The sequence below is a fragment of the Pseudomonas sp. HPB0071 genome, from assembly GCF_000478505.2.
Taxonomy (GTDB): domain Bacteria; phylum Pseudomonadota; class Gammaproteobacteria; order Pseudomonadales; family Pseudomonadaceae; genus Chryseomonas; species Chryseomonas luteola.
This window is the reverse complement of the sequence record NZ_KI517367.1, coordinates 1,533,409-1,548,194: the sequence shown is the minus strand read 5'-3', so window position 1 is coordinate 1,548,194 and position 14,786 is coordinate 1,533,409. Positions and strand designations below refer to the sequence as shown.

Annotated in this window: 12 protein-coding genes; 5 read left to right on the top strand and 7 right to left on the bottom strand. The window is 53.3% G+C overall.

Features of this window, described 5'->3' with window-relative positions; genetic code table 11:
* Positions 1-48: 48 nt before the first annotated feature.
* From HMPREF1487_RS07425 to glcC, 7 genes are all read right to left on the bottom strand, one after another.
* Complete coding sequence (locus HMPREF1487_RS07425; RefSeq protein WP_010796009.1) at positions 49-825, bottom strand: PoNe immunity protein domain-containing protein; 777 nt, start codon at positions 823-825, stop codon at positions 49-51.
* A gap of 475 nt (positions 826-1,300) precedes the next feature.
* Positions 1,301-2,461: a lipase family protein gene (locus HMPREF1487_RS26280; RefSeq protein WP_010796008.1), complete on the bottom strand. Its 1,161-nt coding sequence runs from the start codon at positions 2,459-2,461 to the stop codon at positions 1,301-1,303.
* Positions 2,462-2,508: 47 nt separating this feature from the next.
* Complete coding sequence (locus HMPREF1487_RS26275; RefSeq protein ID WP_010796007.1) at positions 2,509-3,441, bottom strand: hypothetical protein; 933 nt, start codon at positions 3,439-3,441, stop codon at positions 2,509-2,511.
* 4 nt (positions 3,442-3,445) lie between these two features.
* A complete protein-coding gene (locus HMPREF1487_RS07415) occupies positions 3,446-4,273 on the bottom strand; it encodes a hypothetical protein (RefSeq protein ID WP_010796006.1) in 828 nt (275 codons plus the stop codon).
* Positions 4,270-5,100, bottom strand: coding sequence for a DUF4123 domain-containing protein (locus tag HMPREF1487_RS07410; protein ID WP_010796005.1), 831 nt, complete (start codon positions 5,098-5,100; stop codon positions 4,270-4,272). Before HMPREF1487_RS07410 ends, HMPREF1487_RS07415 begins: the two co-directional genes overlap by 4 nt.
* A complete protein-coding gene (locus HMPREF1487_RS07405) occupies positions 5,097-7,172 on the bottom strand; it encodes a type VI secretion system Vgr family protein (RefSeq protein ID WP_010796004.1) in 2,076 nt (691 codons plus the stop codon). The genes HMPREF1487_RS07410 and HMPREF1487_RS07405 overlap by 4 nt, the downstream gene beginning before the upstream one ends.
* Before the next feature lie 115 nt (positions 7,173-7,287).
* Positions 7,288-8,061 (bottom strand): transcriptional regulator GlcC, encoded by a 774-nt coding sequence (gene glcC, locus HMPREF1487_RS07400; RefSeq protein WP_010796003.1) that lies wholly within the window; start codon positions 8,059-8,061, stop codon positions 7,288-7,290.
* A gap of 234 nt (positions 8,062-8,295) precedes the next feature.
* On the opposite strand from glcC, the gene glcD reads away from it, so the two are divergent.
* Genes glcD through HMPREF1487_RS07375 form a run of 5 tightly spaced genes read left to right on the top strand, consistent with a single transcriptional unit; the run spans position 8,296 to position 14,722 of the window.
* Positions 8,296-9,795: a glycolate oxidase subunit GlcD gene (gene glcD, locus HMPREF1487_RS07395; RefSeq protein ID WP_010796002.1), complete on the top strand. Its 1,500-nt coding sequence runs from the start codon at positions 8,296-8,298 to the stop codon at positions 9,793-9,795.
* An 8-nt stretch (positions 9,796-9,803) separates the two neighbouring features.
* Positions 9,804-10,862 (top strand): glycolate oxidase subunit GlcE, encoded by a 1,059-nt coding sequence (gene glcE, locus HMPREF1487_RS07390; protein WP_037030558.1) that lies wholly within the window; start codon positions 9,804-9,806, stop codon positions 10,860-10,862.
* The gene (gene glcF, locus HMPREF1487_RS07385; RefSeq protein WP_010796000.1) at positions 10,862-12,142 is read left to right on the top strand and encodes a glycolate oxidase subunit GlcF; all 1,281 of its coding nucleotides are present in this window, start codon (positions 10,862-10,864) and stop codon (positions 12,140-12,142) included. The genes glcE and glcF overlap by 1 nt, the downstream gene beginning before the upstream one ends.
* Complete coding sequence (locus HMPREF1487_RS07380; RefSeq protein WP_010795999.1) at positions 12,111-12,518, top strand: heme-binding protein; 408 nt, start codon at positions 12,111-12,113, stop codon at positions 12,516-12,518. Before glcF ends, HMPREF1487_RS07380 begins: the two co-directional genes overlap by 32 nt.
* Positions 12,519-12,547: 29 nt before the next feature.
* Positions 12,548-14,722 (top strand): malate synthase G, encoded by a 2,175-nt coding sequence (locus HMPREF1487_RS07375; protein ID WP_010795998.1) that lies wholly within the window; start codon positions 12,548-12,550, stop codon positions 14,720-14,722.
* The last annotated feature ends 64 nt before the right edge of the window (positions 14,723-14,786 follow it).

The window sequence follows — 14,786 nt, the reverse complement described above, 5'->3', positions numbered from 1 at the left end:
GAGTCTGGTCAGAAGAGAGTTTCTCCTGTATGAGCCTTTAGTTGTGGTTCATTCAGCTCTTTTTTGGTTCCGAGCATAAGCGACTAGGTCTTTGGGATATACCATGTGGCTGATTTGGCTGTCATCTATGCCATAAAGATAGGCCACAGCGCCGGCTTCGAAAGCCCAGTAACCAAAATATGCACCTTCGGTTGAGGTCATACTAAGATGGGTATCATGCCACGTTGTACGTTTGAATGACGGATACCATTCTTTACAATACTGATTTAGAAGTTTTGAGGCCTCATCTTTAGTTTCGGCATACATTGCATGTATCAAGGTAGTGTAAGGCTTATCATGGTACCATTCATCAATTTCTGCACGATTGGGTAGTACACCTCCTACAAGCTCTTCATAAAGCGTATCTTCAGCTGCATATCCTGGATCAACAATTTTAGTAATACGCTCTAGGAGATCCTTGCGATTAAGTAATACAGCTATTCCGATCAGTTGGAGGCAGTCTTCATAATCTTCAAGCTGGTCAAGACCTAGAGGCGACATCCTGGGTTCATTTTCATAACGCCCGAGAGCTAGTTGATAGTTCTCGTAGGCAGAAATTACTTTTTCGAAAGAGTCTTCGATCTGCTGTATTGGCTGTCCAGCTGTATAATTAAGAATCCAGGCCATAAACTCATTTCGAGCTATTAGCATAGTTGCAACTGACTCGGCTTCTTCAGGCGTATCCGCTTGCGGCTTGGTGATTTTTAAGAATTCGACATCTTCTAAGTAATAATTTCTCATATTTCCGTAATATGGTGAGGTCAAGAAAATTTGTCGAGCTTGCATTTGCTACGGCTCCGCAAAGCTTAGTTGGGCTTCCATATCTTTTGGCTAATGCTATTTAGTACGGTCCTGACTCCATTTCATCTACAATTAGATGCGGTATTCATGTGACTTTTAGGAGCGTATTTTTAGTAGCAGACCTCACATGGCGTATTGGTAGGCTGCTCGAATGATCGAGAGGAGCATAAGGATTATGAATCTATCAAATTTTTATTTAAGCTATGAGAGAAGTAAATTTTGATGTAGATGGTTGGTTGTAATTTCGCCTATAGCTAATTTCATGTAAGTATTTAGATGCAAATTATTTTATCGTTTGTCGGTTAGAAATATTTAAATTGCCTGATTTTTGATCTTTAAGTTTTACATTAAGTTGGTGTTTTGATGTTTTTGATGTTTTTGATGTTAGAGATATGTCTTCTAATAAATTGGCCGCTAACCGCACTTATGAAGCGGTTAGCTTAAGCCTTTTGTAGGACAACTAGACGTAACTGGGTTTATATGTTCTAGGTATAGAGGCTAGTTGAGGTGTTTTGGACGGTAGGTTTTCATCGTGTTGTTGCCATCGGCTTATTAGGCTTAAAAGCATAGGATTGTTTATTTGAGATCCGTATACATTTTCAAGCGAAATAGGCTTTTGAGCTAGCTCCCTGATACGGCCTAAGGTACGGGGTAAGCGTCTCCTTTCGGCAGCGGCGAAGCTAATAGCCTGTTCGAATTGCTGCCTGCGTAGACTTAAGGAAACTTCTTGGTGTCGGTGTAGGGCGTCATATTTTTGCCAGGCTTGCTTTTCCCATAACTCTAAGTTTTTTTGATAACTATAGATTTCCTTTTCTAACCATTCTTGCTCGCGTTTGGTCAAGCTTTGACCTTCCTGCGCAGCGCTAGCTTTCCAGCGTAACAGCGTTGCATGACAAGCCGGAACATATCCAGCTACTGTAAAGTGTTGTGACATGGAAGCTAGCTGTGCAATGAATAGCGCTCTGTCAGGCATGTCATTTTTAATGTTGGCTGCATAATAAGTACACGCGGCTTCTTCAATTCCTGAACATTCCGGTTGCCAAAGTACTGAGGTGGTTTCCCCTCTGCCAATAGGGAGCGGTAGAAAGTGATGAAGTGTCCCGTGGTGCTGGTAATTATCACCTTTTAAATTGACAATGCCCGCCAAGAATGCTGCACCGCCTATTCCAGTTGCTCCTGTAATAAGTGCCGCTATTCCAGGGATAAATATTCGCTGGTCTGTGTCCATCCATGTTGCAGGTAAACTTGGAATAGGATCGTTATGGTTAACAAGCCGATGATGGATTAGTTCGGATGCACCTTCGACAAAATTTCTATCGCCAGCGCGAGGTGCGCCATATGTATACAGTAATACATCATAGCCTTGAGCATCACGGCGTAACCATTCGGCTACTAAAAGTGCAATGGCTCCACCTAGGCTATGGCCGGTTACGACGATCTTTTGTTCAGTATAAAAGTTCCGTAAATAGGGCGTTACAAAATTTTTTACAGCAAGAAAGGCCTCGTAAAACCCTCGATGTGCTTGCCCTACACCTTCTTTATAGGGAACTTGCTTCGCATCTATATCGCGTAATAAGTCAGGCGGGTTTTCTTGCGTCCCTCTTATACTAATCAGAACCATGCGGTCGTCATGAGTGATATATGCTTGGGTATTAGTGTCTATATCATTTAGGTTATGAAGTTCCCAGGGTTTTTTTGTTCGTCTTGCTTTTTATAATATTCCGGATTGAAAGGGATTACTTCCAGTCTTTTGGAGTAAGGGACTTCTTCTAGAATAAGGTGGTAAGGGTTGACGTTTGAAAAGCGGCGGGGCTCTTCATTTAAAGCGCCAGTTTCTATGTGGGCCAATCTACTGTTCAAAACATAGCCAATAGTTCCAGGGACTGGGTAAATTGGCGGTGTTTCTTGGCCAGTACTGTATTTTTCTCCGAAATCTGCATAAGCCAGAGTGGTAAGTAATGAAAGTTGGTAAGCATCAAGTGCTGAAAAATCTGATGTTAGAGAAAGTAATGGTCGCCAAGCTGTTAAAGCTTTGATTTCCAATATATGATGTTTGTTGGGAGCAAGACCAATGCCGAATTTTTTACTATCCTTTTGATTTGAGTTAGATGCAAGATCAATCGAGGGGCGAGGTGCTAAAATTTTAGAGGCAGGCGGGAGATGACTGTTAACCTCTACTAAATCACGTACCTCTACTCGATAAAATTCAGCATTTTCCTTGGCTGCTACTTTCGGGTTTGGGCTTAACTGGTTGCTGTTTCGCCTCTGAGTCTGCTCTGCTACAGCCTGTAATTGTGTAATAGGAAGAGAAAAACTTTGACGATTTATTAAATCATCGTACCAAACGTCTATATTTCCTTTATATTTTTCAGAAAATCTAAGAATTGCGGGCCCACAATAAATGGGGTCAACTCTCGCATATCCTTTCTCGTCGAGAGTTCCTATGTGCTCGCTGCCTTGGCTATCTATTAAGGAGTAAGATAAGTTTGCATAAGGCTCGCCTTGGCCGAACTCATCAACTAATCTGAAACTAACCCAAGCCTTTTTTAATGGACAATTTTGGTCCGGGCTGGAAATTAATTTTGCAAATGATTCATCCATGTTATTATTCCGTGCAGTTTGGGTAGACCGTGCACTCCCGGCTATCCATGCGAAACTTTCTAAATGTAGGCGGGGTTTGGCATTGAGCGTATTTTGATGTTCTAATGCAAGGCTTCCAACCAGACTCTGTTCTTAACCAAGTACCCCGGAAGTAAGGGCGTTCTTCTTTAGAGTTTTGGAACTCAACATTAATGGTTTTTCCGTCGAGCTCATCGCGTCTTAGCGAGATGCCTACTCCGCCGCGCTTATCATAGTCGTCAGGCACTTGCCAGTTTTCGTCAGCTCCATGGCATGTAAGAACTTTGGCGAATACATCATTTTTGCCCATTAGTCGAAATAACCACATACATTTTCCCTTTAAATTCAGTTCTTTGCTGTTGGGAAAGTGAACCACGGTTTCAGGCAAACTTGTATAAACGCCTATTCGGCCTCCATCACGGCCAAATTCCCCGTCTTTAGAACCATATTTAGCAAATACAGTTAGATCCACATTGACTAACTTCATTTCGCACCCGGCCTCGTGATATGCCAGCGGTATCTGATGGATAAAATCTTGGGGTTTATCCTTGTATTCGACTTTATGCTGATCAATATGAGAGCGAGGAACATAACTACCCATCCCTACACTATAGAATGTGCATGCGGCTGGTTCACTCTGTTGGTAGTAGGCGGTAGTTTTGAATGAGTAATCTTCTGGGATTTTTCCTTTTAAATAAAAAAGTGCACTGCTGGGGTAACTGGCACCTTTGATGGCGCCTTCCTTTATGGAGTTTCCGACCCAAGAGCAAGCTGTAAGGGCCGCTAGGAATGAATATATGATAATTTTTTTCATTTTTCCTGAGGCCTAAAGAGACTCTGGCAGCGATTAAAATGTGCTAAGGGAGGCTCGTCTGGTAGGGGCTCCCATGCTGGGTGATTGAGTTGCTTTAGTCTGTTCTGCATAAGCAGAAAAAATACCTGATATGCATCTTTCCATTGGTAAATTCCAGCTTTAGCTAAACAATCTTTCAGCCACGTGCGTATATGTAATTGCTTGGCCAGCTCAGTTGTTTCGGCTGGTTGGTTTTCCCATAGCCACTGTTCCAAGTTTAAGATTTTAATTTCTTGCTTTATCTCGTCTGGTTCTGAGTAGAGCCAAGGGAAAGGCGGCTCTGGTAACTGAGAGAGGCTAGGGGTTGGATTGTTATATTCTTTCCATTTTTCCGCGTGCCAATATAAAACACTTTCAAAGGGTCCTAGAAGATAAGGAGCTTGTTCACGTTTCAAATAGGCGAGGCTTCTAGCTATTACGCGGGGGTCTTGAAAACGGTAAAGGGATATTTGCTCATCTTCATGTATTTCTATCCTGTCCTGTAAGTGTTTTTTTATAGCAGAGAATTCATGAAATTCTGTACAGGCTAACCAACCCCAGTCCCTTTCTGGATGTTGAATTAGACGTTGAATAGCTACGTTGCCCATGTCTTCAATTCTGATTAGCCAAGGTGCGATGGCAGAAAGCTCTTCATAAGACGTGCCCTGGTAAAGATTGGCGTATTCCTTGATGGCCCCTGAGCCGAATAGCTCCGGTATAGGGTTAGGTTCGGCTAATGAGTCAATAATTAAATAAAGCGATCGCTGCTTATTTGTTTGGGTTTGGATCCATGAGTAGACAGGGCTCATCTTGCTGAATGTCCTATATCACACACACCTTCACGACATGCCTCGCATATTGGGCAACGGCTTGCACCTAACTGCCGGGCCCTTATAGCCATTTGCAGCTGTACATTGGCTAGTGCTAGCTTGGGTAGTTTTCCCGCTTTATCACTATCCGCTGCCCATGGAACAAGCGGCCCCAGGATCTGAATGCCGGAGCCAACACCAGGGCTTCCGCCTGAGTTGATGTTTACCGCTGCCCCCATCAACGTAACGCCACTGGGGTCGAGCTTGATGAAGGCGCCGCCTGCCTTGGCGGTGAGTTCAAGCCCGGCTTCGATAACGACCTTGCTTCCGGCATACAGGTGGATCTCATTACCAGTCTCGATGTATTGCCCGTTACCCAGCTTGATGTGCTGATTCTGGCCCACTGTAAGGTGGTCATTGGCCTTGATCTCGGTTTTACGGTCCAGGTCTGTTGTGTGGTGCTCTTCGGCTTTGAATTCCGTGTAGCTGTTTGCCTCGATGCGGTCATGCCGCTCATGGCCGACGCGGATCTTTTGGTCGTGCTCGATGTTCTCGTCCCAGTCCCGCTGGGCATGGATATAAATCTGTTCCTGACCTTTCTTGTCTTCGATGCGCAGCTCGTTATAGCCGCCACCGCCTGGAGTGCTCAAGGTCTTGAAGACGGTACGCGTCTTGTTGGCGGGCAGGTCGTATGGGACTACGTTCTCCTTGTGATACAGGCAGCCGGTGATCAAGGGCTGGTCGGGGTCAGCCTCCAGGAAGGTGACCAGTACTTCCATTCCGATACGGGGAATGGCGATGCCACCGTAGCGGTCACCGGCCCAGTTACTGGCTACACGGAGCCAGCAACTGGTCTGCTCGTTAGCTTGGCCTTCGCGATCCCAATGAAACTGGACTTTTACACGGCCATACTCATCGCAATGGATTTCTTCGCCTTGGGGACCTGTCACGACTGCCGTTTGACTTCCCAAAACAGCAGGCTTTGGGTGCTCAAGAGCCGGGCGGTAGGGGACGTCCCATGGGGTAGCGGTAAAGCGGTTGCGGTAGCCCTGAGTGAAACCATCTTCTTTGGAGACGTCACTGGTGACGGACTCTTCCAACACCTGAGGCTGTCTTCCTTCATGGAAGACTTCCTGGATAAGCCAGAGGGCATTCCAGGACGTGCGTGGGTGGTTGCTCAACGGGAGAAAGTATCCGCTGACCAAGCCCGCGTCGCTTTGTCCCTCTGCGAGTTGTGAATCAGCCTGATGGCGCTCCAATGCGCGTTGGGCAAGGTGTTTGCCCCGGGTACGATCGGTAAAGCGGCCCGGATAGTCATAGTCCTCCAGATCAGGGGAGGACGGACCCTGGTAGGCTGCCTCCATCAACAGGCGTGGCTTCTCGAAGTTGTAATCGCGGCGTGTAACCCGACTGGTTCGCGTCGCCAGGCGCACACCGAAACGGCGAACGACTTCATGTTGAGCCGTTAAGCCGGAGTCTTGCTGATAAGGCACAGATGAGAGCTTGGGGAAGACCGTCTGATCGTCTCCAAAAACGAGCACATGACCGCTGCCGCTGTGTTGAAAGTGGTAACTCAGGCCTTCTTCTTCACAGAGACGCTGGATGAAATGTAGGTCGCTCTCATCGTATTGAACACAGTAGTCCCTCGGTGGATAGACCGTCTTGCCGAGCTGGAAGCGGTAGGCTCCTTCAAACAAGCCGTGTTCCTTGAGGATCGCTTCGATGATCTTGGGGACGGTAAGCTGCTGGAAAATGCGCTGATTAACGCGGTGCGCCAGGTAGGCCAGTTGAGGCACAAGGCTGACACGGTAGCGCGTCAGGCGCTTGCCTGAGTCGCCTTGAGCGGCGCGGTAGACCAGCCCGTGAACACCGCAGCCGCTAGGGCCAAAAGCAAGGTAGGCCGGCTTGTGCAGCAGGCTTTCCAGATCGAGATCAGGCTGTTCGCTGACAAGCTCGATATCGAAACGATACGTCAGATTGAGGGCTTCGTGACCTTCAAAGCTCAGGACCTGCAGGTCTGTCGACAGGCCTTCGAGCGAAAGGGTGATATGGCTTTCATTTGCGTCCAGCATCCTGCTGAGCCTTCTTTCCTTGAAGAACAGGGCGCGGAGAGTGCCGAACTAGACCATACATTACCGTGAACTGTGTCGCAATAATGGCTATAGGGCAATAAACCTGCCCGAATGGTTAGACCCATCCCTCCAGCCGCATTGTTGCGCGAACCAGACGTTGCTCTTCCTGTTCGATCTCTCGTAGATTGTCACGAATACTGTGGATATGGTCGAGCGCCGCGCGACGGGCCTGATCGGGCAAACGCTGGGTAACAGTCTGATAGAGGCGGGTGTGCTGGCGGTCGATCTGCCTGCGTTGCGGCGGGCGGTGATAGAGGTTGGCGATACAGGCAAACACCGATCCGAGCAGCAGATCATTCAACGACTGGAGGGTATGCACCAGGACGGGATTGTGTGACGCCTCGCTGATGGCGAGATGAAACGCATGGTCCAGTCGGGCATGGGTATCTGCGTCCAACGCTTCCGGGTTTTCACAAGCCTCGCACAGCGCCTGATAACGTCGGCCAATCAACACAAAGTCCGCCTCTGTACCGCGCAAGGCTGCCAACCGGGCGGCTTCTCCTTCGAGCAGGGCGCGCACTTCGAGCAGATCGAAGAGCGTACGGGGTTGACTGCCAAACAGGTGCAGCAGTGGGCTGGTGTCATTCGAGGCGCTAAGGCGAGCTACAAAGGAGCCGCGGCCCTGGCTGGTTTCAATGATGCCCCTTGCTCTCAGCACACCGAGTCCTTCACGCAGGGCCGCCCGCGAAACCCCCAGCTTGTCGCACAGGCGACGCTCGGAGGGCAGGGCTTGCCCGACCTTTAATACGCCATCGACGATCAACCGTTCGATTTGCTCGCTTACAGCATCGGCAACCTGTCTTCGCTTGGTGACTTCAAGAGTGCTCATGGCTCTGGTCTGACCAGTTGGTAAAGACTTAGTGGGCATGAGTGTCTGGTCTTTCGTCAAGGTGCATGGCGCCTGTGGGCCTAAGACTTTCGGCTAAGACTGAGTATTGAAAAACTGGTCTGACCAGCTTTTAGTGGCATAGACGTCTTGGCAAACGGGGAGTAAAAGAAAAGCACGTAGCCTTGAAAGGCCCAGGCCCTCCGGCACAAAAACAACAAGATCGGTACTCTGGCAATGAATATCCTGTATGACGAACGCGTCGATGGCGTACTGCCCAAGGTCGACAAGGCTAGTCTGATTAAGGCATTGGAGGCCGCGTTGCCCGGCGTTCAGCTCCTCCACGCACGCGAAGACCTGAAACCCTACGAGTGTGATGGCTTGTCGGCATACCGCACGACGCCCATGGCCGTCGTGCTCCCGAATACCATTGAGCAGGTGCAGACCTTAATGCGGCTCTGCCATGAGCGTAACGTCCCAGTCGTTGCGCGGGGAGCAGGGACGGGGCTTTCCGGTGGTGCTCTGCCGCTGGAGCAGGGCGTGCTGCTGGTCATGGCGAAATTCAATCGGATCCTTGAAGTTGACCCGGATGCGCGCCGTGCACGGGTTCAGCCCGGCGTGCGTAACCTGGCGATTTCCCAGGCAGCCAATCCTTACGGGCTGTATTACGCCCCGGACCCGTCCTCCCAGATCGCCTGTTCCATTGGCGGCAATGTGGCTGAGAACGCAGGGGGCGTGCACTGCCTGAAGTATGGACTTACGGTGCATAACATCCTGAAGGTCGACATTGTGACCATTGAGGGAGAGCGTCTGACCCTGGGTAGTGAGGCGCTGGACACGCCCGGGTTTGATCTGCTGGCCTTGTTCACGGGTTCGGAGGGGCTTCTAGGCGTGGTGGTGGAGGTGACCGTCAAGCTTCTGCCCAAGCCACAAACGGCCAAGGTGTTGATGGCCAGCTTCGACAGTATTGAAAAAGCCGGTCGAGCAGTCGGCGATATTATCGCTGCAGGCATCATTCCTGGCGGTCTGGAAATGATGGATAACCTCTCCATTCGGGCGGCGGAAGATTTCATCCATGCAGGCTATCCGGTGGACGCCGAGGCTATCCTCCTGTGTGAGCTGGATGGGGTGGAGTCTGACGTTCATGCTGACTGCGATTGCGTTCGTGATGTCCTGGCGCGGGCCGGAGCCACCGAGATTCGGCTGGCCCGGGACGAGGCCGAGCGGCAGAAATTCTGGGCAGGCCGCAAAAACGCATTCCCGGCAGTAGGCCGGATTTCTCCCGATTACTACTGCATGGACGGCACCATTCCCCGCCGTGCATTGCCGGGCGTTCTCAAGGGAATTGCGGATCTGTCCGAGCACTACGGCCTGCGGGTTGCCAATGTCTTCCATGCCGGGGACGGCAACATGCATCCGCTGATCCTGTTTGATGCCAATCAGCCGGGCGAACTTGAGCGCGCAGAAGAGCTGGGCGGCAAGATCCTCGACCTGTGTGTGGAGGTAGGTGGCAGCATCACCGGTGAGCACGGCGTAGGGCGAGAAAAGATCAACTCCATGTGTACGCAGTTCAAGCCTGATGAATTGACGTTATTTCACGCCGTCAAGAAAGCCTTTGATGAGAAGGGATTGCTCAACCCGGGCAAGAACGTGCCGACGCTGCACCGCTGCGCTGAGTTTGGCGGCATGCATGTACATCACGGCAAGCTGCCTTTTCCTGAACTGGAGCGCTTCTGATGGACGCCATGACTGCTTCCCATGATGCTTCTCAGACGCTTCAGGACGAAGTGCTGCAGGCTATTGAACAACGTCAGCCGCTGCGCATCCGGGGCGGCGACAGCAAGCGTCACCTGGGCCGACCGGTAGACGGTATGGAAATCGATGTGCGCGCCCACCGAGGCATCGTTACCTATGATCCCACTGAGCTTGTAGTAACGGTACGGGCGGGCACTCCACTGGCTGAGTTGGAGGCTGCGCTGGAAGCCAACGGCCAGATGCTGCCCTGCGAGCCGCCGCATTTCGGACCGGGCGCGACGGTAGGCGGCATGATTGCGACGGGCTTTTCCGGCCCGCGTCGGCCTTGGGTAGGCTCGGTACGGGATTTCGTTCTGGGGACCCGGGTCATCACAGGCGAGGGCAAGCACCTGCGCTTTGGCGGTGAAGTCATGAAGAACGTGGCGGGCTATGACCTGTCTCGTCTGCTGGCCGGGAGTTTTGGTTGTCTGGGGCTGATCACCGAGGTGTCTCTCAAGGTTCTGCCCAAGCCGCGGACGTGTACCCGTCTAAGGTTAGAGCTGGATGCCCCGCGCGCGCTAAGCAAGCTGGCCGAGTGGGAGCGCCAGGCCATTCCGCTGGCAGGGGCCTGCCATGATGGCCGCGCATTACATATTCGTCTGGAGGGCGGTGAGGGTTCTGTCGCGGCCGCTCGGGATCGCATTGGAGGTGAAGACCTGTCCGTTGCGTACTGGACGGATCTGCGCGAGCACCGACTGGAATTTTTCGCTGATCCACGTCCACTGTGGCGCCTGTCGCTACCCAATCACATCCCCGTATTGGAGCTGCCCGGCTCGGTCCTGATGGATTGGGGCGGTGCCCAGCGGTGGCTGAAAAGCGATATGGATACCGCCACGCTCAGGCCTCTTGTCGAGCAGGTCGGGGGGCATGCCACCTGTTTCACGCCTGATATCACGCGCGAGCCATTCCACCCACTGGCACCTGTGCTTCTCAAATATCAGCGTCAGCTCAAGCAGCAAATGGACCCGCATGGGCTGTTCAATCCTGGTCGACTGTATGCGGAGCTGTAATGCAAACAATACTAAGTGAAGAAGCACGTCGCCTACCGCAGGCAGCGGAGGCCGAACGCGTACTGCGTAGCTGCGTACACTGCGGCTTTTGCAACGCGACCTGCCCGACCTATCAGCTGTTGGGCGATGAGCTGGATGGGCCCCGCGGGCGTATCTACCTGATCAAGCAGATGCTGGAAGGCGGACCCGTAACAACGAAAACACAGCTGCACCTGGACCGCTGCCTGACCTGTCGCAACTGTGAGACGACCTGTCCGTCCGGCGTGACTTACCACAATCTCCTGGATATCGGTCGTGCCGAGCTGGAGCGCCGCGTGCCTCGCCCCATGAGTGAGCGCCTCCTGCGGGCCGGCTTGCGCGCCGTGCTACCGCGTCCTGCGTTATTCAAGACGCTGGCGGGTGTAGGGCAAACACTGCGCCCACTCTTACCGGATGCGCTAAAGAGCAAGCTTCCTGCCGATCCGCTTCCCGCGGGAGAGCGTCCGGCGGTACGTCATGAGCGACACGTGTTGATGCTGGAGGGCTGTGTTCAACCAGGATTATCGCCCAACACCAACGCTGCAACGGCGCGGGTGCTGGATCGATTGGGGATTAGCGTGGTCGATGCGCCGCGAGCAGGATGCTGCGGCGCCGTTGAGTTTCATCTTAATGCCCAGCATGACGGCCTTGACCGTGCCCGCCGCAATATCGATGCCTGGTGGCCTGCCGTTGAAGCAGGCGCAGAGGCAATCGTGCAGACGGCCAGCGGTTGCGGCGCATTCGTCAAGGATTACGGTCATCTGCTGAAGGATGATCCCGCCTATGCCGCCAAGGCCCGCCGGGTATCCGAGCTGGCAAAGGATATCGTCGAGGTGGTTCGTGCCGAGCCGTTGGAGCGGCTGGTGGTGAGTGCGGATCACCGGTTGGCCTTTCATTGCCCCTGTACCCTGCAACATGCTCAGAAGCTGGGCGGCGCTGTAGAAGAGGTCTTGCAGCGTCTGGGCTATACGCTGGCGACGGTGCCAGACGCCCATCTGTGCTGCGGCTCTGCCGGCACCTATTCGCTCACTCAGCCGGAGCTGTCTCGTCAGTTGCGAGACAACAAGCTCGCCGCGCTCGAGAGTGGGCAGCCCGATCTGATCGTTACCGCCAATATCGGTTGCCAGACCCATCTGGGCGGTGTTAGTCGTACACCGGTCCGACATTGGATCGAGATTGTCGATGCCGCTCTGAATTCCGAACCCTACCATCCTCACGTGGAGAATCTGCATGCAAAGCAAAGCCGTCCTGACCGTCACTGAAGTGAATCGCATCCTGGAGGCCGCACGCGCCGAGGCCGAGCGCAACCAGTGGGCCGTCTCCATTGCGGTAGTGGACGATGGCGGACATCCGCTGGCGCTGCTCAGGCTCGACAATGCCGCGCCAACCAGCGGCTACATCTCTACGGAAAAAGCCCGGACCGCAGCCCTAGGGCGCCGTGAGTCCAAAGGGTTTGAAGACATGATCAACGGCGGACGCACTGCCTTTCTGTCCGCGCCGGTGTTGGCTGGCATGCTGGAGGGTGGTGTACCGGTCATGGTCGAGGGACAGGTCGTCGGCGCGGTAGGCGTTTCAGGCGTCAAGGCCGATCAGGATGCACAGGTGGCCAAAGCGGGTGCTGCGGCTGTTTTGGGTTGAACCGATAAGAAGAACACAGGGATTACGACATGACTCAACGCACTTCTTGCCATCGCTTACAGGTAGCCACCTCCTTGCATCGCTTTGTCGAGGAGCAAGTGTTGCCCGGTACGGGAATCGATAGCGCTGCTTTCTGGCAGGGCTTCGATGCTCTGGTGCATGACCTGGCACCGCGTAACCAGGCACTGCTGGCCGAGCGTGATCAGATCCAGGCAAAGTTGGATGACTGGCATCGTACCAATCCCGGCCCGATCAAGGACATGGCGACCTATCGCCGCTTTCTGGAGTCCATTGGCTACCTGCTGCCGCAGCCGGAGAAGGTCCAGGCGACCACAGCCAATGTCGATACTGAAATCGCGCAGCAGGCTGGTCCGCAGCTGGTTGTACCGGTGCTCAATGCGCGTTATGCCCTGAACGCTGCGAATGCGCGCTGGGGCTCGCTTTACGATGCACTCTACGGCACTGATGCCATTCCAGAAGACGAAGGCGCCGAGAAAGCCAAGGGCTACAACCCCGCTCGCGGAGCCAAGGTTATCGCTTACGCCCGCGACTTCCTGGACCGAACCGTTCCGTTGGCCAAAGGCTCCCATAAAGAGGCAACGCGCTACCGGGTCGACGGCGGCCGTCTCGTGGTAGACATGAAGAATGGGGCCTGCGAGCTGGCCGATCCGTCAGCCTTTGTCGGCTATCAGGGCGATGCATCCGAACCATCGGCCATTCTGCTCAAGCACAACGGTCTGCATTTTGAAATTCAGATCGATCGTCACTCCCAGATCGGCCAGACCGACTGTGCTGGTGTGAAGGACATCCTGATGGAGTCGGCCGTCAGCACCATCATGGATCTGGAGGACTCGATTACTGCTGTGGATGCACAGGACAAGGTCCTGGCTTACCGTAACTGGCTGGGCCTGATGAAAGGTGATCTGGCCGAAGAGGTGACCAAGGGTGACAAGCGCTTCACGCGTACGCTCAACCCGGACCGTGAGTATACGGCGGCCAATGGTGAGAGCCTGTCGCTGCATGGCCGCTCGCTTCTGTTCGTACGTAACGTCGGCCACCTGATGACCAACCCGGCCATTCTGTATGCCGATGGTCAGGAGATTCCTGAAGGCATCATGGATGCGGTGATGACCGTTACCATCGCCCTGCATGATCTGGCGCGCCGTGGCAACTCCCGTACCGGCTCCATTTATATCGTGAAACCAAAGATGCACGGGCCGAAGGAAGTGGCTTTTGCGGCTGAATTGTTTGGACGGGTCGAGTCCATGCTGGGACTGCCTGCCGACACGATCAAGATGGGTATCATGGATGAGGAGCGCCGTACCAGCGTCAACCTCAAGGCCTGTATTGCCGAGGCGGCTTCCCGCGTGGCCTTTATCAATACCGGTTTCCTGGATCGCACCGGCGACGAGATGCACACCAGCATGGAAGCGGGTGCGATGTTGCGCAAGGGCGACATGAAAGGAAGCAAGTGGATCGCCGCCTACGAGCGCAACAACGTCTTGGTTGGTTTGTCCTGCGGGCTGCGTGGCCGCGCCCAGATCGGTAAGGGCATGTGGGCCATGCCTGACCTTATGGCCGCCATGCTGGAGCAAAAGATTGGTCATCCTAAAGCTGGCGCCAATACCGCCTGGGTGCCATCGCCTACGGCTGCGACCCTGCATGCGCTGCATTACCATCAGGTCGATGTGCAGGCGATCCAGCAAGAACTGGAGCAGGTCGATGTCAACGCCGCTCGTGACAGCATCCTGAACGATTTGCTGACCATTCCAGTTGTCGAGTCTGCCAACTGGTCTGCCGAGGAGATTCAGCAGGAGCTGGACAACAACGCCCAGGGCATTCTGGGTTATGTCGTGCGCTGGGTAGACCAGGGCGTCGGCTGTTCCAAGGTGCCGGATATCCATAACGTCGGCCTGATGGAAGACCGCGCCACACTGCGTATCTCCAGTCAGCATATTGCCAATTGGTTGCGCCACGGCGTAACCAATCAGGCACAGGTGATCGAAACGTTGCAGCGGATGGCCCGTATCGTGGATGAGCAAAACGCAGGTGACTCCCTGTATCGTCCCATGGCGCCCAACTTCGAAACGTCCTATGCCTTCCGGGCCGCCCGGGACCTGGTTCTAAAGGGACGCGAACAGCCCAACGGTTATACCGAGCCGCTGCTTCACGAGTGGCGATTGAAAGCCAAGGCAGGCTTGTAAGAACCTTGAAAAGGGACGCTAACAGCGTCCCTTTTTTGTTGGCTCAAACAAGGATCGGGTGGGT

Coding starts and splice junctions, on each gene's coding strand:
- HMPREF1487_RS07425 (WP_010796009.1), bottom strand. CDS start 825: ATGCAAGCTCGACAAATTTTCTTGACCTCACCATATTACGGAAATATG.
- HMPREF1487_RS26280 (WP_010796008.1), bottom strand. CDS start 2,461: ATGGTTCTGATTAGTATAAGAGGGACGCAAGAAAACCCGCCTGACTTA.
- HMPREF1487_RS26275 (WP_010796007.1), bottom strand. CDS start 3,441: ATGGATGAATCATTTGCAAAATTAATTTCCAGCCCGGACCAAAATTGT.
- HMPREF1487_RS07415 (WP_010796006.1), bottom strand. CDS start 4,273: ATGAAAAAAATTATCATATATTCATTCCTAGCGGCCCTTACAGCTTGC.
- HMPREF1487_RS07410 (WP_010796005.1), bottom strand. CDS start 5,100: ATGAGCCCTGTCTACTCATGGATCCAAACCCAAACAAATAAGCAGCGA.
- HMPREF1487_RS07405 (WP_010796004.1), bottom strand. CDS start 7,172: ATGCTGGACGCAAATGAAAGCCATATCACCCTTTCGCTCGAAGGCCTG.
- glcC (WP_010796003.1), bottom strand. CDS start 8,061: ATGAGCACTCTTGAAGTCACCAAGCGAAGACAGGTTGCCGATGCTGTA.
- glcD (WP_010796002.1), top strand. CDS start 8,296: ATGAATATCCTGTATGACGAACGCGTCGATGGCGTACTGCCCAAGGTC.
- glcE (WP_037030558.1), top strand. CDS start 9,804: ATGACTGCTTCCCATGATGCTTCTCAGACGCTTCAGGACGAAGTGCTG.
- glcF (WP_010796000.1), top strand. CDS start 10,862: ATGCAAACAATACTAAGTGAAGAAGCACGTCGCCTACCGCAGGCAGCG.
- HMPREF1487_RS07380 (WP_010795999.1), top strand. CDS start 12,111: ATGCAAAGCAAAGCCGTCCTGACCGTCACTGAAGTGAATCGCATCCTG.
- HMPREF1487_RS07375 (WP_010795998.1), top strand. CDS start 12,548: ATGACTCAACGCACTTCTTGCCATCGCTTACAGGTAGCCACCTCCTTG.